The organism is Nocardioides sp. P4_G4 (genome assembly GCF_056401085.1).
In genome coordinates, this window is the sequence record NZ_JBFUKA010000059.1 from 12,684 (window position 1) to 28,870 (window position 16,187).

The 16,187-nt window shown below is 72.3% G+C and carries 19 protein-coding genes and 1 tRNA gene; 7 read left to right on the top strand and 13 right to left on the bottom strand.

The window, feature by feature from the left end; translation table 11 throughout:
- The first annotated feature begins 77 nt into the window (after nt 1–77).
- Both bcp and AC1DQF_RS14550 read left to right on the top strand, forming a co-directional pair.
- On the top strand, nt 78–548 hold the full coding sequence (gene bcp / locus AC1DQF_RS14545) for a thioredoxin-dependent thiol peroxidase (protein ID WP_477525933.1): 471 nt from the start codon (nt 78–80) through the stop codon (nt 546–548).
- A 15-nt stretch (nt 549–563) separates the two neighbouring features.
- A tRNA-Leu gene (locus tag AC1DQF_RS14550) sits at nt 564–637 on the top strand.
- A gap of 15 nt (nt 638–652) precedes the next feature.
- Here the strand turns inward: AC1DQF_RS14550 and rdgB are convergent.
- The 4 genes from rdgB to AC1DQF_RS14570 form a co-directional block, all read right to left on the bottom strand.
- Nucleotides 653–1,279 (bottom strand): RdgB/HAM1 family non-canonical purine NTP pyrophosphatase, encoded by a 627-nt coding sequence (gene rdgB / locus AC1DQF_RS14555; RefSeq protein WP_477525934.1) that lies wholly within the window; start codon nt 1,277–1,279, stop codon nt 653–655.
- A complete protein-coding gene (rph, locus tag AC1DQF_RS14560; protein WP_477525935.1) occupies nt 1,276–2,010 on the bottom strand; it encodes a ribonuclease PH in 735 nt (244 codons plus the stop codon). Before rph ends, rdgB begins: the two co-directional genes overlap by 4 nt.
- A 131-nt stretch (nt 2,011–2,141) precedes the next feature.
- Complete coding sequence (locus tag AC1DQF_RS14565) at nt 2,142–2,948, bottom strand: ABC transporter permease (RefSeq protein WP_477525936.1); 807 nt, start codon at nt 2,946–2,948, stop codon at nt 2,142–2,144.
- On the bottom strand, nt 2,945–3,856 hold the full coding sequence (locus AC1DQF_RS14570) for an ABC transporter ATP-binding protein (protein WP_477525937.1): 912 nt from the start codon (nt 3,854–3,856) through the stop codon (nt 2,945–2,947). The genes AC1DQF_RS14565 and AC1DQF_RS14570 overlap by 4 nt, the downstream gene beginning before the upstream one ends.
- 105 nt (nt 3,857–3,961) lie before the next feature.
- Between AC1DQF_RS14570 and AC1DQF_RS14575 the strand changes: the two genes are divergently transcribed.
- Nucleotides 3,962–5,137, top strand: coding sequence for a sensor histidine kinase (locus AC1DQF_RS14575; protein ID WP_477525938.1), 1,176 nt, complete (start codon nt 3,962–3,964; stop codon nt 5,135–5,137).
- A complete protein-coding gene (locus AC1DQF_RS14580) occupies nt 5,134–5,799 on the top strand; it encodes a response regulator (protein ID WP_477525939.1) in 666 nt (221 codons plus the stop codon). The genes AC1DQF_RS14575 and AC1DQF_RS14580 overlap by 4 nt, the downstream gene beginning before the upstream one ends.
- A 3-nt stretch (nt 5,800–5,802) precedes the next feature.
- On the opposite strand, the gene AC1DQF_RS14585 is transcribed toward AC1DQF_RS14580, so the two are convergent.
- A complete protein-coding gene (locus tag AC1DQF_RS14585; protein WP_477525940.1) occupies nt 5,803–6,585 on the bottom strand; it encodes an MBL fold metallo-hydrolase in 783 nt (260 codons plus the stop codon).
- Nucleotides 6,582–7,394 carry a glutamate racemase gene (gene murI, locus AC1DQF_RS14590; protein WP_477525941.1) on the bottom strand — a complete coding sequence of 271 codons (813 nt, stop codon included), beginning with the start codon at nt 7,392–7,394 and terminating at the stop codon, nt 6,582–6,584. The genes AC1DQF_RS14585 and murI overlap by 4 nt, the downstream gene beginning before the upstream one ends.
- A gap of 102 nt (nt 7,395–7,496) precedes the next feature.
- Between murI and AC1DQF_RS14595 the strand changes: the two genes are divergently transcribed.
- Nucleotides 7,497–8,540, top strand: a complete 1,044-nt coding sequence (locus AC1DQF_RS14595) for an alkaline phosphatase family protein (RefSeq protein ID WP_477525942.1) — start codon at nt 7,497–7,499, stop codon at nt 8,538–8,540.
- Nucleotides 8,541–8,543: 3 nt separating this feature from the next.
- Here AC1DQF_RS14595 and AC1DQF_RS14600 read toward each other — a convergent pair whose 3' ends face one another.
- Genes AC1DQF_RS14600 through AC1DQF_RS14615 form a run of 4 tightly spaced genes read right to left on the bottom strand, consistent with a single transcriptional unit; the run spans nt 8,544 to nt 11,100 of the window.
- Complete coding sequence (locus AC1DQF_RS14600) at nt 8,544–9,404, bottom strand: DUF3152 domain-containing protein (RefSeq protein ID WP_477525943.1); 861 nt, start codon at nt 9,402–9,404, stop codon at nt 8,544–8,546.
- Between the two features lie 7 nt (nt 9,405–9,411).
- Nucleotides 9,412–10,362: a PLP-dependent cysteine synthase family protein gene (locus AC1DQF_RS14605; protein WP_477525944.1), complete on the bottom strand. Its 951-nt coding sequence runs from the start codon at nt 10,360–10,362 to the stop codon at nt 9,412–9,414.
- Nucleotides 10,363–10,366: 4 nt separating this feature from the next.
- Nucleotides 10,367–10,645, bottom strand: a complete 279-nt coding sequence (locus AC1DQF_RS14610; RefSeq protein WP_477525945.1) for a MoaD/ThiS family protein — start codon at nt 10,643–10,645, stop codon at nt 10,367–10,369.
- The gene (locus AC1DQF_RS14615) at nt 10,645–11,100 is read right to left on the bottom strand and encodes a M67 family metallopeptidase (protein WP_477525946.1); all 456 of its coding nucleotides are present in this window, start codon (nt 11,098–11,100) and stop codon (nt 10,645–10,647) included. Before AC1DQF_RS14615 ends, AC1DQF_RS14610 begins: the two co-directional genes overlap by 1 nt.
- 103 nt (nt 11,101–11,203) lie before the next feature.
- Here AC1DQF_RS14615 and AC1DQF_RS14620 point away from each other — a divergent pair, with 103 nt between their 5' ends.
- Entirely contained in the window at nt 11,204–12,454 is a 1,251-nt protein-coding gene (locus AC1DQF_RS14620; RefSeq protein WP_477525947.1) for an MFS transporter, read from the top strand.
- A gap of 18 nt (nt 12,455–12,472) precedes the next feature.
- Here AC1DQF_RS14620 and AC1DQF_RS14625 read toward each other — a convergent pair whose 3' ends face one another.
- The 3 genes from AC1DQF_RS14625 to clpS are packed head-to-tail and all read right to left on the bottom strand — an operon-like array spanning nt 12,473 to nt 14,572.
- Nucleotides 12,473–13,672, bottom strand: a complete 1,200-nt coding sequence (locus AC1DQF_RS14625) for a DUF429 domain-containing protein (RefSeq protein WP_477525948.1) — start codon at nt 13,670–13,672, stop codon at nt 12,473–12,475.
- The gene (locus AC1DQF_RS14630; protein ID WP_477525949.1) at nt 13,669–14,262 is read right to left on the bottom strand and encodes a DUF2017 domain-containing protein; all 594 of its coding nucleotides are present in this window, start codon (nt 14,260–14,262) and stop codon (nt 13,669–13,671) included. Before AC1DQF_RS14630 ends, AC1DQF_RS14625 begins: the two co-directional genes overlap by 4 nt.
- 13 nt (nt 14,263–14,275) lie before the next feature.
- Nucleotides 14,276–14,572 (bottom strand): ATP-dependent Clp protease adapter ClpS, encoded by a 297-nt coding sequence (gene clpS / locus AC1DQF_RS14635; RefSeq protein WP_477525950.1) that lies wholly within the window; start codon nt 14,570–14,572, stop codon nt 14,276–14,278.
- A 54-nt stretch (nt 14,573–14,626) separates the two neighbouring features.
- On the opposite strand from clpS, the gene AC1DQF_RS14640 reads away from it, so the two are divergent.
- Entirely contained in the window at nt 14,627–15,910 is a 1,284-nt protein-coding gene (locus tag AC1DQF_RS14640; RefSeq protein WP_477525951.1) for a nicotinate phosphoribosyltransferase, read from the top strand.
- The last annotated feature ends 277 nt before the right edge of the window (nt 15,911–16,187 follow it).

Below are 16,187 nucleotides of genomic sequence, written 5' to 3' on the forward strand. Positions count from 1 at the left end.
ACCTCACTCTGACCTTATTGCATCTCATGTGCAACAACGACCTGGCCCCATCGACGGCCACACCTCAGGAGACCCGGATGACCGACCGCCTCACAGCCGGCGACGACGCCCCCGACTTCACCCTCACCTCCGACACCGGCGACGAGGTGCGGCTGGCCGACCTGCGCGGCCGCAAGGTGATCGTCTACTTCTACCCGGCCGCCATGACCCCCGGATGCACCACGCAGGCGTGCGACTTCACCGAGTCGCTCGACTCGCTGCGGGGCGCGGGCTACGAGGTGCTCGGAGTCTCCAAGGACAAGCCGGCCAAGCTCGCGAAGTTCCGCGAGCGTGACGCCCTCACCCTCACCCTGCTCTCCGACGAGGACCTCGCGGTGCACCGGGCCTACGGCGCGTTCGGCGAGAAGAAGCTCTACGGCAAGGTCGTCGAGGGGGTCATCCGCTCGACGTTCGTGGTCGACGAGGAGGGCAAGGTCGAGGTGGCCCAGTACAACGTGAAGGCCACCGGTCACGTCGCCAAGCTGCGGCGCGACCTGGGGCTAGATTGACCGTCGTCTCACCAAGCGCCCGTAGCCCAACGGCAGGAGGCATGCGGTTTAGGTCCGTACCAGTGTGAGTTCGAATCTCACCGGGCGCACACGTGGCAGAGCAGTCAGGCGAGGAGGACCGCGACCTGCGGGGCCAGCTCGCGCAGGGCCCGCCCGCGGTGGCTGATCCGGTCCTTCTCGGTGGGCTCCAGCTGGGCGGAGGTGAGGTCCTCGTCGGCATGCTCGTCGGAGACGAACAGCACGTCGTAGCCGAAGCCGCCGCTCCCCCGCACCTCGCGGGTGATCCGGCCGTCCATCCGCCCCTCGACGACCAGCTCGCGCCCGGCCGGGTGGACCAGGGCCACCGCGCACGCGAAGTGGGCGCCACGGCGCTCGTCCGGGACGTCCGAGAGCTGGGCCAGCAGCAGCGCGTTGTTGCGCACGTCGGCGCTCAGCTTGTCGGTGCCGGGCGGCCCGGACCAGCGGGCCGACAGCACGCCGGGCATGCCGTTGAGCGCGTCGACGCACAGGCCGCTGTCGTCGGCGAGCGTGGGCAGCCCGGTCACCCGGGCACCCGCCCGTGCCTTGAGCAGGGCGTTGCCGGCGAAGTCCGGCTCGTCCTCGACCGGCTCGTCGTACGCCGGGACGTCGTCCAGGCCGACCACCTCGACGCCGGGCACGTGCTCGGCGAGGATCCGCTGCATCTCGGCGAGCTTCTTGGCGTTGCGCGAGGCGAGGAAGACCCGGCTCATCGAGCCAGGGCCTCGTGCTGGAGGCGGGTGAGGTCCGCGCAGCCCTTCTCGGCGAGGGCGAGCAGGGCGTCGAGCTCGGTGCGGTCGAAGGCCGCCCCCTCGGCCGTGCCCTGGACCTCGACGAACTTGCCGTCGCCGGTCATCACGACGTTCATGTCGGTCTCGGCGCGGACGTCCTCCTCGTAGGGCAGGTCGAGGCGCGGGATCCCGTCGATGATCCCGACGCTGACCGCGGCCACCGAGCCGGTGAGCGGCTCGCCGGTCAGGGCGCCCTGCGAGCGCAGGTGGGCCACGGCGTCGGCCAGTGCGACGTACGCACCGGTGATCGCTGCGGTGCGGGTGCCACCGTCGGCCTGCAGCACGTCGCAGTCGAGGACGATGGTGTTCTCACCGAGGGCCTGGTAGTCGATGACGGCGCGCAGAGAACGGCCGATGAGGCGCGAGATCTCGTGGGTGCGCCCGCCGATGCGGCCCTTGACCGACTCACGGTCCGAGCGGGTGTTGGTCGCGGCGGGGAGCATCGCGTACTCCGCGGTCACCCAGCCCAGCCCGGAGCCCTTGCGCCAGCGCGGCACACCCTCGGAGGCGGACGCGGCACACAGGACCTTGGTGCCGCCGAACTCCACGAGCACCGAGCCGGCCGCGTGGTCGAGCCAGTGGCGGGTGATCGTGATCGGGCGGAGCTGGTCGTCGGTGCGACCGTCGGCACGGGAGTCAGCAGGTGTCGTCATGGTGCCCGACCCTAGCCACGGCGACCGACCACGGCGGTGCCGGGCGGGGTGGCGCCGGGTCCGGTCGTCCCCGTGCATGACCGGACCCGGCTACGGCGACCCCCTCCCCCGAGGGGGGCCGGACTGGGGGGCTACTTGAACTCGATGCGCAGCAGCCGTGCGATGCCGAGGGCGAGCGGGATGACCAGCCAGATGGTCCCGGAGACGGCGATCTGGGCCCACTCCTCGCCGGTGGGCGTGTAGTCACCCATGAACAGCGGCGTCTGGGCGGTGTTGAACTCGATCCACGGGGCGACGTCGGCGAAGCCGGAGCTCAGCGAGCTCAGGATCCCGACCGCGATGGGCAGGATCAGGCTGTAGACGAAGTAGCCCACGATGGCGGCCGGGGTGTTCATGAGCAGGGTGGCGATGGCGAACCCGATCAGCACGCCGATCACGTTGGCCAGCACGAAGCCGTTGAAGAGCAGGTTGCCGTCGACCGACCACTGCGCCTGGGCCCCGGTCGCGATGCCGATCAGGGTGCCGACGACCGCGATGAGCGCCGCCAGGACCATCACCACGATGGCCAGGGCGAAGCCCGCCAGGAACTTGGCGACCACGACCCGCGACCGCCGGGGCTCGAGGGTGAAGGTGACGAGGCCGTTGCGCTGGCTCGCCTCGCTGGTGACCAGCATGATGATCAGGATCGGCATGAAGTAGCCGAGGACCCCGCCCGCGACGCTGAGGAAGTCGCCGTAGCCCAGCGAGTCCTCCGGCGCCGCGAAGGCGTAGATCACCTGCACGGCCAGGACGAGGGCCAGGATCGCGATGGCGAACCACCGACCGGCGCGGGTGTCGAGCGCCTTGCGGAGCTCGACCTTGGCCAGCCGGCCCATCGGCACGGCGCTGCTCGACCCGAGGTCGATGGTGCCGAGGTCGGAGGTGGAGGTGGCGCTCATGAGGCAGATCCTTCGAGGACGTCGCGCTGGGTGTCGGAGGTGAGGGAGAGGAACAGGTCCTCGAGGCCGCCCTCGGCGGCACGCAGGTCGGTGAGCACGATCGAGTGCTCGGCGGCCGCGCGGCCGATCTCGATCGGCGCCGCCTCGACGCGCAGGCCCTGTCCGGCCGGCACGACGGTGAAGCCGCGCTCGGTGAGCACCTTGGCCAGCAGTTCGTTGTCCAGCGAGGTGGCATGGGTGGCCCGCTGCTCCGCGCCGGCGAGCAGCTGCTCCTTGGTGCCCTGGGCCACGATCCGGCCGTGCCCGATGAGGACCATCTCGTCGGCGATGAGCTCCACCTCGTTGAGCAGGTGGCTGGACAGCAGGACGGTGCCGCCGCGGTCGGCGTAGCCCTTGAGCAGACCACGCATCCAGCGGATGCCGGCCGGGTCGAGGCCGTTGGCCGGCTCGTCGAGGATGAGCACCGACGGGTCGCCGAGCAGCGCGTGCGCGATGCCGAGGCGCTGCTTCATGCCGAGCGAGTAGTTGCGCAGCCGGCGCTTGGACTCGCGGGCGTCGAGCGAGACCAGCTCGAGCATCTCGTCGACCCGCGACGACGGCAGGCCCATGGTCTCGGCGCCGATCGCGAGGATCTCGCGCCCGGTGCGCCCGGCGTGCTGGGCGGACGCGTCGAGGAGCACGCCGACGTGACGACCCGGGTTGGGGATGTCGCGGTAGCGGTGGCCACCGATGGTGACCTCTCCGGACGTGGCGGTGGTCAGGCCCACCATGACGCGCATCGTGGTGGTCTTGCCGGCGCCGTTGGGCCCCAGGAAGCCGGTCACCCGGCCGGGGCGTGCCTCGAACGAGACGTCGTCGACGGCCGTGAACGCGCCGTACGACTTCGTGAGGGCTGTTACTCGGATCATGCCTGCCACCCTGCCGCCCCGACCCCCCTCCGGACATCGGTCGCAGGGCTCGAGCAGTCCCCTACCAAAGTAGGGGCGCTCCACCGACGCCCTAGCCTGTGCGGCATGGACCGCCCGACCCCCGGGGAGATGCAGCCCCCGCTCACCTGGCGCAGCCACGCCTGGCGGCTGGCTGTGTGCGCCCTGATCTCGGCGCTGGTGTGGTCGCAGGCCATCGCGGGCGAGATCGAGTCGCACCGGGTGCTGTTCTGGGTCGAGATCCTCTTCGGCGTCGCGTCGTACGTCCTGGTCGTGCTGCGGCGGCGGGCCCCGGTCACCATCGCGATGGTCATCGCCCTGCTGAGCGTCTTCTCCGGGATCGCCGCCGGTCCCGCGACCCTCGCTGCCGTCTCGGTGGCCACCCAGCGGGTCGCGTGGTCGGTGGCCCTGGTCGGGGTGACCAACTTCCTCGCGGCGACGGCGTACTCGTTCTACGCCCCCATCGAGCTGCGGGACCCCTCCTGGCTGGTGGTCGTGGTCAACCTGGTCGTCAACACCGCGATGATGGGGTGGGGGCTCTACCTGGGCTCGCGGCGCGAGCTCGTGTGGACCCTGCGGCAGCGCGCCACCCGCGCCGAGTCGGAGCAGGAGCTGCGGGTCTCCCAGGCCCGCGGCACCGAGCGGGAGCGGATCGCCCGCGAGATGCACGACGTGCTGGCGCACCGCATCACCCAGGTGTCGATGCACTCCGGCGCGCTGGCCTTCCGCGAGGACCTCGCCGCCGACGAGCTGCGTGCCGGCCTCACCCAGATCCAGGGGAAGGCCAACGAGGCCCTGCACGAGCTGCGCGGCGTGCTCGGCGTGCTGCGCGACGGCAGCGGCGCACCCGTCGGCCAGCCGCAGCCGCGCTTCGCCGACATCGAGGAGATGGTCGCCGAGGCCCGCCGGTCCGGCATGAACGTGACGTACGTCGACCAGGTCGACGTCCGCGAGGAGCCGGTGCCCGACGGAGCGGGCCGGACCCTCTACCGGATCGTGCAGGAGGGCCTCACCAACGCGGCCAAGCACGCCCCCGGTGCCCACGTCAGCGTCGAGGTCGGCGGCGACCCGGAGCGCGGCCTCGAGGTGGAGCTCCGCAACCCGCTCGGCTTCCACCGCGACGACGCCAGGGTCGCGACGCCGGGGTCCGGCCTCGGGCTCATCGGCCTGACCGAGCGTGTCGACCTGCGGGGCGGGCGGCTCGAGCACGGGCGTCGGGGCCCGCTGTTCGTGCTGCGTGCCTCGATACCGTGGACGGCATGACGACGAGCGCCCCCATCTCGGTCCTCATCGTCGACGACGACGCACTGGTGCGCTCGGCGCTCACCCTCATGCTCGGGGGGCAGGACGACATCCGGGTCGTCGGCGAGGCCGGCGACGGGGCCGAGGGTCTGCGGATGGCGTCGTCGCTGCGGCCCGACGTGGTGCTGATGGACATCCGGATGCCGGTGATGAACGGCCTCGAGGCCACCCGCGCCCTGCACCGCGACAGCCGTCCGCCGGCAGTGATCGTGCTGACGACCTTCGACGCCGACGACCACGTGGTGGGCGCCGTCGCAGCGGGTGCCGACGGGTTCCTGCTCAAGGACACGCCACCCACCGAGATCGTCAACGCGATCCGGCTCGTCGCCGGGGGCGAGGCGATGCTGTCCCCGTCGGCGACCCGGTCGCTGCTGCGCCAGGTGCGGTCCGGGGCGCCGGACGACCGCTCCGCCGCGGCCCAGTCGCGGATCGCCCTGCTCACCCTGCGCGAGCGCGAGGTCGCGCTGTGCGTCGGCCGCGGGCTCTCCAACGCCGAGATCGCCGCCGAGCTCTACCTCTCGGTGCCCACCGTCAAGGCGCACGTGTCGCGGCTCTTCGAGAAGCTCGACGCGACCAACCGGGTGCAGATCGCGATGTGCGTCCACGACGCCGGGCTGGTGTGAGCCTCAGAGCTCGTAGACCGCCCCGGCCACCGCGAGGTCGACCGGGCCGTCCCACGTGGTGCGCGCCTCCACCAGGGCGTGCTGGGCGTCGTGCCACGGCGGCACGTGGGTGAGGACCAGGCGCTCGACGCCGGCGCGACGGGCGGCCGTCCCGCACTCGGAGCCGGTCATGTGCAGGTCCGGCGGGTTGTCCTCGCCGTCGCGGAAGGAGGCCTCGCACAGGAACAGGTCGGCCCCCGCGGCGATACGCTCCACCGCCTCGCACGGCCCCGTGTCCCCGCTGTAGGCCACCGAGCGGTGGTCGGCGCTGACCCGCAGCGCGAAGGCGTCGACCGGGTGCACGACGGGGACCGACTCGACGCGGAACGGGCCGACATCCACGACCGGCTCGTGGGGGCGGAAGTCGAACTCCTCGGTCATGCCGGGGTCGAGTGGCAGGTCGTAGGCGCGCGCCATCCGCCCCGGGGTGTCCGGCGGTCCCCACACGGGGATCCGCGGCTGCGCACCCGTCGGGTGGTACTTGCGCATGACGTAGTAGCCGCAGAGGTCGAGGCAGTGGTCGGCGTGCAGGTGGCTGATGAAGACGGCGTCGACGGTCAGCGGGTCGACGTAGCGGTGCAGCTGGCCGAGGGCGCCGTTGCCGAGGTCGACCAGGATCCGCCACGTGCGCGTCTCCCCCGAGCCGGCCGTCCCACCCGCGGGGCCCTCGGCCTCGAAGAGGTAGCTGCTCGCGGAGGAGTCCGGGCCCGGGTAGGAGCCCGAGCAGCCGACGACGGTGAGCCTCACCGCAGGCCCCCGGCGAACTGGGAGGCCCCGAGCAGCTCGGCACCGAGGAACCGGCGACCGATCGTCTCGAACTCGTCGGGCCGCCCGGTGGTGGCGAAGGCGTAGGTCGGCTCGCCGGACTCGCGCATCAGGTCCGCACGGACCAGCATCTTGTAGACGTCCTTGGCCGACTCCTCGGCCGAGCTCACCAGGGTCACCCCGTCGCCCATCACGAGGGAGATGATGCCCGTCAGCAGCGGGTAGTGGGTGCACCCGAGGACCAGGGTGTCGACGCCGCACGCCACGAGAGGGTCGAGGTAGTCGTGGGCGACGGCCGTGAGCTCGTCGCCGCCGGTGATGCCCTGCTCGACGAAGTCGACGAAGCGCGGGCAGGCCTGGACGTGCAGGTCGACGTGCGGGGCCGCGGCGAAGGCGTCCTCGTAGGCCATCGACTCGGCCGTGGCGCGGGTGCAGATCACCCCGATGCGTCCGGTGCGGGTGGCCGCGACCGCACGCCGCGTCGCCGGCAGGATCACCTCGACGACCGGGACGTCGTACCGCTCGCGCGCGTCGCGCAGCATCGCGGCGCTGGCGGAGTTGCAGGCGATGACCAGCGCCTTGACGCCCTGCTCGTAGAGGTGGTCGAGGCACTCGAGCGCGTACTCACGGACCTCGCCGATCGGCTTCGCGCCATACGGCTGGCGAGCGGTGTCGCCGACGTAGAGGATCGACTCGTGTGGAAGCTGGTCGATGACCGACCGGGCGACGGTCAGGCCACCGAAGCCGGAGTCGAAGATCCCGATGGGGTCCTCGCGGTTGATGGTCGGCACAAGCAGCAAGGCTAGGGCGTGCGGGCCGGGGATGGCACGCACACGGGTACGTCGGCCCCGTCACACCTCACGCGGACCCTCCCTGCGCCTAGGCTGGCCCGCATGCCTGGACGCACCGTCGTACGACGCTCACTCGCCCTGCTCGCCTCCACCGCGCTCCTGAGTGCCGGGGCCGGGTCGGTCGCCACCGGCGCCCCCCTCCAGGCCGGTGCGCCCGACGCGGGACGCCGGGTGGCGGTGGCGGACACCGTCGTGGTCATCTCCGTCGACGCGCTGAACCCCAACGCGCTGACCCGGCTCGGCCGATCCGGCGCGCCGCACCTCAACGCCCTGGTCGACGAGGGGGCGAGCACGCTCAACGCCCGCACGGAGCGCGAGCTGACGCTCACCCTGCCCAACCACACCGGGATGGTGACGGGGCGGCGCATCCAGGCGAGCACCGGCGGGCACGGCGTGACGTGGAACGACGAGCGGCTCCGGCCGCCGACCGTCCAGGCCGCGGCGGGCGGGCCGGTCGAGTCCGTCTTCACCGTGGTCGACGACGCCGGCCTCTCGGCGGGCTTCTTCGCCAGCAAGACCAAGTTCTCCCTGTGGGACCGCTCGTGGCCGGTCGCCACCGACACCCAGACGATCATCGAGGACAACCAGGCCCTGGTCCGCGCCTTCAAGCGCGACCTGTCCGGCTCCACGCGGGCCCTGCGGTTCCTCCACCTGTCCGAGCCCGACGTCGTCGGGCACGCGAAGGGCTTCATGGGACCCGCCTACCTGCGCGCCGTACGGCGTACCGACCGCCGGGTGGGCTCGATCATCGACGTCCTGCGCACCGACCCCGGCTACGCCGGCCACACCACCGTCATCCTGACCGCCGACCACGGCGGTCGCGGCGCGACGCACGTCGACCCGACCAAGGTCTGGGACTACCGCATCCCGTTCGTGGTCTGGGGTGCCGGCGTCGACCCGGGCACCGACCTCTACGACCTCAACCCCGACTACGCCGACCCGGGCCGCGCCCGGGAGACGTACGCCGGCGTGCAGCCGGTCCGCAACGGCGACGTGGCCAACCTCGCGCTCGACCTCCTCGGCCTGCCGGCGGTCCCGGGCAGCGAGCACGACGTCGCCCAGGACCTCGACGTCAGCGCCCAGTGAGCCTCAGCGCTCCCCCGGCAGCGGCCACGGGTTGAAGCGGCAGCCCGCGAGGCCCTTGGACTGCTGCATCATCACCGGGGCGAGCCGGCCCGGACCCGGACAGCCCACGTGGCTGCGGCCGAGCCAGTGCCCCGTCTCGTGGTTGACGACCATGTGCCGGTAGTCGCGCAGCGGCTGGCCGGCGGCGTTCCACGCGGGCGAGGCGTGCTTCCAGCGCTCCTGGTTGATGACCACGTAGCGACCGACCCGGCACGACCACATGGTCGAGCAGGTCGGGGAGAAGGACGGCAGCGCCGATGCGGCCGCCAGCACCAGGGTGAAGTCGCCGCCCCGGGCCACCCGACGGAACTGGGTGCCCCCGGCCCGCCACCCCCGCGCGTCGTGGTACGTCTGCTGCGCCTCGCGCCGGAAGACCGCGACGCTGGTGGTGATCGCACCGCGGGTGGCCACGCTGTAGGTGACCCGGCGGCGCACCGGGGCGGCGTACGCCACGCGCGAGGTCCGGGCGGAGACCGCCGTCGTCCAGCTGTGGCCGGGTGCGCGGACCCGGACCTCGACGCTCATCCGGGCCCCCACGTCGAGGGCGGCGAGGCGGTAGTGGCGCTCCCGCGCACCGCGGACGGGCTCGCCGTCGCGCAGCCAGCGGTACGTCGTCTCGTCGCGCCGGGGCGTCCAGCTGCCGGGATCGGCGCGGAGAACCTCACCCTGGCGGGCCCGGCCGTCGACGGCGGGGATCTCGGTGTTGGTGAGGTGGGGGTCCCCGGGTTCCGGCGCGGCGACGACGGGCGCGGCCGGCAGCAGGGTCAGCAGGAGGGCAGCGAGGACCAGGGACGGGCGGGGGCGGCGGAAGACTCGCAGGGGCACGTGAGCATCATGCCCACAACTGCCCGTCGAGACGATCCTCCGCCTGGTCGACCGTGCCCTCGTAGGCGCCGGTCGAGAGGTACTTCCAGCCGCCGTCGCACACCACGAAGGCGATGTCGGCGCGCTCACCGGCCTTGACCGCCTTGGCGGCCTGGCCGAGCGCGGCGTGCAGGATCGCGCCGGTCGAGATGCCGGCGAAGATGCCCTCGAGCTCGAGCAGCTCACGCACCCGGCGGACGGCGTCGCGCGGGCCGACCGAGAAGCGCGAGTCGATGAGCGAGGCGTCGTACAGCTCCGGGACGAAGCCCTCGTCGAGGTTGCGCAGGCCGTAGACCAGCTCGCCGTACCGCGGCTCGGCGGCGACGATCCGCACCTCCGGCCTGGCCGTCCGGAAGAACCTCGAGACGCCCATGAGCGTGCCGGTCGTGCCGAGGCCGGCCACGAAGTGCGTGATGCCGGGCAGGTCCGCCAGCAGCTCCGGGCCGGTGCCCTCCTGGTGCGCGAGGGCGTTGGCGTCGTTGCCGTACTGGTAGAGCATCACCCAGTCGGGGTGCTCCCCCGCGATCCTCTTCGCGACCCGCACGGCCTCGTTGGAGCCACCGGCCGCGGGCGAGGAGACGATCTCGGCGCCCCACATGCGCAGCAGCTGGCGACGCTCCTCCGAGGTGTTCTCGGGCATCACGCAGACGATCCGGTAGCCCTTGAGCTTGGCCGCCATCGCGAGCGAGATGCCGGTGTTGCCCGACGTCGGCTCGAGGATGGTGCACCCGGGACGCAGGGAGCCGTCCTTCTCGGCCTGCTCGATCATCGCCAGGGCCGGCCGGTCCTTGATCGAGCCGGTCGGGTTGCGGTCCTCGAGCTTGGCCCACAGGCGCACGTCGGCGCTCGGCGACAGCCGCGGCAACCCGATCAGCGGGGTGCCGCCGACCGACTCCAGCAGGCTGTCGTAGCGCGTCATCCGCTCAGCGCGCTCCACCGGCGACGGCCGGCAGGACGACGACCTGGTCGCCGTCGGCGAGCTCGGCCCCGAGCCCGCCCATGAAGCGGACGTCCTCGTCGTTGATGTAGACGTTCACGAAGCGGCGCAGGTCACCCGAGTCGATCAGGCGGTCCTTGATCCCGGGGTGGTTGCCCTCGAGGTCGTCGATGAGCGCCTGCAGGGTCTCGCCGCTGCCGTCGACGGCCTTGGCGCCGTCGGTGTAGGTGCGGAGGATGGTGGGGATGCGGACCTCGATGGCCATCAGGGGGTGCTCTCTTCCGATTCGCGGGGGTGCAGCTGGGCGACGACGGAGACCTCTTCCTCGGTCACCTCGCCGTCGATGATGCGATACGACCTGAACTCCACAGGACCCTCGTTATTCCCGTGCGTGCGCGTGCTCACCAGGACGTAGTGCGCGTTCGGCTCCATGGCCAGCCCGATGTCGGTACGGCTCGGGAAGGCCTCGGTGGCGGTGTGCGAGTGGTAGACAACCACCGGCTCCTCGTCGCGGGCGTCCATGTCCTTGTAGAGATGGAGGAGGTCGGTGGAGTCGAACTCGTAGAACGTCGGGCTGCCGGCCGCGTTGACCATCTCGACCAGCCGCTCCGGCCGGTCGGTCCCCTCGGGGCCGGCCACGATGCCGCAGGCCTCGTCCGGGTGGTCACGCTTGGCGTGCGCGACGATCGCGTCGTACGTCGTCCGGTCGATGATCAGCACGGGCTCCAGCCTAGGCAACCAACCAACTTGACCCGGCGGCGTCTCACCACATATATCTTGACATCAAGATAGATCCACGGATGGATCCACTCGGGGGGAACCGATGACGACCAGCACGACCCAGCCGCTGACGCGGCGCGGCATCCCGCTCGAGCGCGACCTGCGGGTGCTCGCCATCGGCTCGTTCGCCAACCGGTTCGGCGCCGGCGCCGTCATGACCACCAGCGCCCTCTACTTCACGCGGCAGGTCGGGTTCTCCGCGGCGGAGGTCGCGTTCGCGCTCTCCGTCGCCGCCCTGGTCGGCATCGTCGTGCAGGTCCCGGCAGGACACCTCGGCGACAGCCACGGACCGCGACGCATGCTGACCGTCTTCATGGTCGGCGCCGCCCTGACCAGCGCCCTGCCCGTCCTCGCCCGGACCCCGTGGCAGCTGGCGCTGCTGCTCGGGCTCCTTGCGCTCTTCGAGCGGTCCGCGGGCTCGGTCCAGCAGGGCGTCATCGCCCAGCTCGCCACGGGCGGACGCGGCGTCCTGTTCAAGGCCTACCTGCGTGCGGTCACCAACACCGCCATCGGGCTCGGGTCGGTCTTCGGCGGGGCCGCCCTCGTGATCGACGAGTCATGGGCGTACGTCTCGGTCTTCGTGCTGAACGCCGCCTTCACCGGGTTCGCGGCCTGGAACACCACCCGCCTGCCCGACCTGCCGGCCTACCGCCGCGCCGAGGGCGAGCCGCGGATGGCGGTGCTGCGGGACTGGCCCTACGCCGTGGTCGTGGCCATCACCGGGCTGTTCTCGCTGCACTTCTTCGTGATGGAGCTCGGGCTCGCCCTCTACATCTCCGAGCGCACCGAGGCCCCGCCGGTGATGGTCGCCGTGCTGCTGATCATCAACACCGCCTGCGTGGCCGTCTTCCAGGTCCGGCTCTCGCGCCGGGCCGACTCCGTCGAGGCCGGGGCCCGCGCCCTGGTGCGCGGCTCGGTGTGGATCGCCGCCGGCTTCGCGATCGTGTCCCTGGCCGACCGCGGCGACGTGACCTTCGCCGTCGTCGTCCTGGTCGCCGGCTCGTTGGTGCACGTCGTCGGCGAGATGATCGGCTCGGGCGGCCAGTGGGGCCTGCAGATGGGACTCGCACCCCACGAGCGACAGGGGCAGTACCAGGGCTTCGCCGGACTCGGGTTCAGCGTCATCGCCGTGGTGGGCCCGCCCATCGTGACCCTGCTGTGCGTCGACATGGGCGAGACGGGCTGGCTCGTCCTGGCGGGCCTGATGCTCGTCATAGCGATGGTGTCGGTCCCCGTCTCCCGGTGGGCCCTCGCGTCCCGGGAGCGGTACGGCGTCACGACGCACTCCGGCTGAGACACCGCCGACCCCGGCTCAGACGCGGATGGCGGCGGGGATGCCGTCGCCGAAGACCTCCGGCCGTGCCGGGAAGGACTCGCCCGCGCCGCGGTCGTGACGCGCGGCACTCCAGGCGGCCGCGCACGCGTCGAGGAGGTCGTCCTCGCCGAAGCCGGCCCCGCGGAACCACGCGGGCGCGGTCAGGCCGTGGGCGAGCAGCGCATCCCGACGGGCCTGCACGCCCTCCTCGTCCTTCTTCCGCGCGATCACCGGGGCCCCGGCCATCCGGGCGAAGCTGAGCTCGGGGTGGACCTCGATCACGTCGGTCCCGGGCCCCGACCGGACCCATGCGTCGACCTCGAGGACCTTCACGCCCAGGGCGTAGGCCTGCGCGCTCGCGCTGCGCTCACCGCCGGTGGCGGCGAGGTTGGCGGCACGCGCGAGCTCGTAGGTGTCCGCCTCGTACGCCGCGCGCGTGAGCGTCGGGAACACCGAGGACCCCTTGCCGACGAGCTGGCCACGAGCCTCGGCGTCGGCCCGGCGACCGCCGGAGTCCGGCAGGCCGATGGGGATGTCGATGGCCACGACGGCCGGCTCGGCCCGCTCGCGGACCAGGGCCACCAGCTCGGTGATCGATCCGGCGACGTGCACGGTGGGGCGCCCGTCGGGAGTGAGCAGGACACCCACCCAGCCGGCGGGGCAGGCGTCGACGCCGAGCACCGGGCGCTCGGGGCGCAGCACCTCGCGGACCGGCTCGGCGCCCGGGTCGGTGACGAACCGGGCCTCGCGCTCGTCGGACAGGGCGTCGGCGACGCGTCGGGCCATCGCCTCCGACATCGGCGGCAGCGCGTCCAGGGGCCACCAGCGGACATCGGTCGACTCGTCGTCGGCCACGTGGGCCTCGCCGCTGAGCCAGGTGCAGGCGAAGGTCAGGTCGAGGTACGACGCCCGGTCGCCGTTGTCGTAGACGACCTCGGAGGTCGTCGCCGTCGAGGCCAGCCGGTCGACGCGGATGACCACACCGGTCTCCTCCAGGGCCTCGCGGGCCGCCGCCACCGCGGGCTCCTCCCCGGGGTCGACGATGCCGGTGACCGGCGTCCACGCCCCGTTGTCGGCCCGCTCGACCATCAGGATCTCGTCGCCACGCCGGATGACGGCGGTGACCCCGGGCAGCCACAGCGGGTGGGTGCCGATCATCTCGCGGATCTCGACGACGAAATCGGGGACCGGGCTCATGCCGTGAGCGCCTCGACGAGGGTCTCCTGGAGCCAGCCGATCCACTCGTAGATGTCGTGCGCCTGGGCCCGGGGGTCATCGTCGGGCAGGGAGTGCCAACGGTCCTCGTCACCGTCCTCGACCCCGAGCCGGGTGGCCAGCGCCAGACGGATGTCGGTGAAGGAGCGCATCCATGTCTCGGCGGTCGGCTCGTCGAGCTCGACGTCGATCATCAGGCCGTCCTCCGTCAGCTCGGGCGGCAGCCCGGCCTCCTCGAGCCCGTCGATGATCGTGATCGCGGCGGCCGCCTTCCCGTCACGCAGGCTGCCCTCGGTGAAGCGCCGGAACTCGGCAGCGGCCTCCTCGTCGTCGGCGTACGCCGTGGGGAAGAGCCTGTGCAGCACCGGGTCCTCGGGTGCGGTGGTCGGCCCCGAGAAGTCCATCATCGCCTCGAACGGGTCCCGGGACTCGTCGGGGACCGCCGCCTCGTTGCGCAGCAGCTCGACGATCTGGGAGGCCAGGGAGCGCAGCAGGTCCGCCTCGAACCCCGTGAAGGTGGCGATGACGAGGCGACTCCTGCGGTGCCGGGCGAAGCCGGTCACTGCGCGCACCCCCCGCTGCCGCTCACGAGGCCTTCTCCATGGTCGCCCACAGCCCGTACTCGTGCATGGCCTGCACGTCGCGCTCCATCTCCTCGCGGGTGCCGGTGGAGACCACCGACTTGCCGTCCGTGTGGACCTCCATCATCAGCCGCTCGGACTTGGCCTTGTCGTAGCCGAAGTACTTCTGGAAGACGTAGGCGACGTAGGACATCAGGTTGACCGGGTCGTTCCAGACGATGGTCACCCACGGCTTGGCGAGGAACGTGATCTCGTCCGGCGAGAGCGTCGGATCGACCTCGACTGGGCTGGCAGCGGACACGGGGCCATGGTGGCACAGGCCCGGGGGCCCGCTCCCCCGTGGGAGGCTTCACCGGTGACCCGATCGCCGGCGCTGCTCACCGACCACTACGAGCTCACCATGGTCCAGGCGTCACTGCACGCCGGCACGGCCGAGCGGCACTCCGTCTTCGAGCTCTTCCCGCGGCGCCTCCCGTCCGGACGCCGCTACGGCGTGGTCGCCGGGGTGGGTCGCGCGCTCGACGCCATCGAGAACTTCCGCTTCACCGACGAGGACCTCGCCGTCCTCCGCGCGGTGGTCGACGAGACGACCTGCGAGTGGCTCTCATCCTACCGCTTCTCCGGCGACGTCTGGGGGTACGCCGAGGGCGAGGCCTACTTCCCCTACTCACCACTGCTGGTGGTCGAGGGCGGCTTCGCCGAGGCCGTCCTCCTCGAGACGGTGCTGCTGTCGATCTACAACCACGACTCCGCGATCGCCTCCGCCGCCTCCCGGATGACCTGGGCGGCCGGCGACCGGCCGTGCATCGAGATGGGCTCGCGGCGCACCCACGAGGAGGCGGCCGTGGCGGCCGCCCGGGCGGCGTACGTCGCGGGGTTCGCGACCACCTCCAACCTCGCTGCGCGCCAGCGGTACGGCGTGCCGAGCGCGGGCACGGCGGCCCACTCGTTCGTCCTGCTCCACGACACCGAGGCGGACGCCTTCCGCGCCCAGGTCGATGCGCTCGGCACCGGCACGACGCTGCTGGTCGACACCTACGACGTCGCCGAGGCGGTGCGGACCGCGGTGGAGATCGCCGGCCCCGACCTCGGGGCGGTGCGCCTCGACTCGGGCGACCTGGGCGTGCTGGCGCACGAGGTGCGGGCCCAGCTCGACTCGCTGGGGGCGACCGGCACCCGGATCCTGGTGACCAGCGACCTCGACGAGCACGCGATCGCCTCACTGGCCTCCGCCCCGGTCGACGGCTACGGGGTCGGCACCCAGCTGGTGACCGGGTCGGGGCACCCGACCTGCGGCTTCGTCTACAAGCTCGTCTCCCGGGCGGGCGACGACGGGCGGATGGTGTCGGTCGCGAAGCGCTCGACCGACAAGGCCTCGATCGGGGGTCGGAAGTACGCGCTGCGACGGCGTGACGACCGAGGCGTCGCCCGGGCCGAGGTCGTCGGGATCGGCACGGCACCCGTCGACGACGGCGACGACCGCTCCCTGCTCGTCCCGCTGGTGTCGGACGGCGCCGTGGTCGGCCGGTCGACGCTCGACGAGGCGCGCGCCCACCACCTGATGGCCCGCGCGGAGCTCCCCCGCGCCGCGGGCAAGATGTCGCGCGGCGACGCGGTCATCGAGACGCTGCACGTCTGAGGCCGCGCACAGCGAAGGCAGTTCGGCAGCGTCGAGGCGCTCCCCCGCCTGCCGATGACCCTGCAGGACTCGAACTGCCTTCCCCGTGCCCGATCCGTGCGCCCGCGGAGCCTCAGCCCCAGCGCGTGGCCAGCTCGCGGATCACCCGCACGTTGCGACTGGTCGAGACGCCGAGACGCTTCTCGACGAAGTCGTTGGACAGGCGGGCCAGGTGGTAGCCGTCGCGCTCGTCCAGCAGCAGGTGGGCGCCCCGTCCGCGGACGACGAGGTGCTCGCC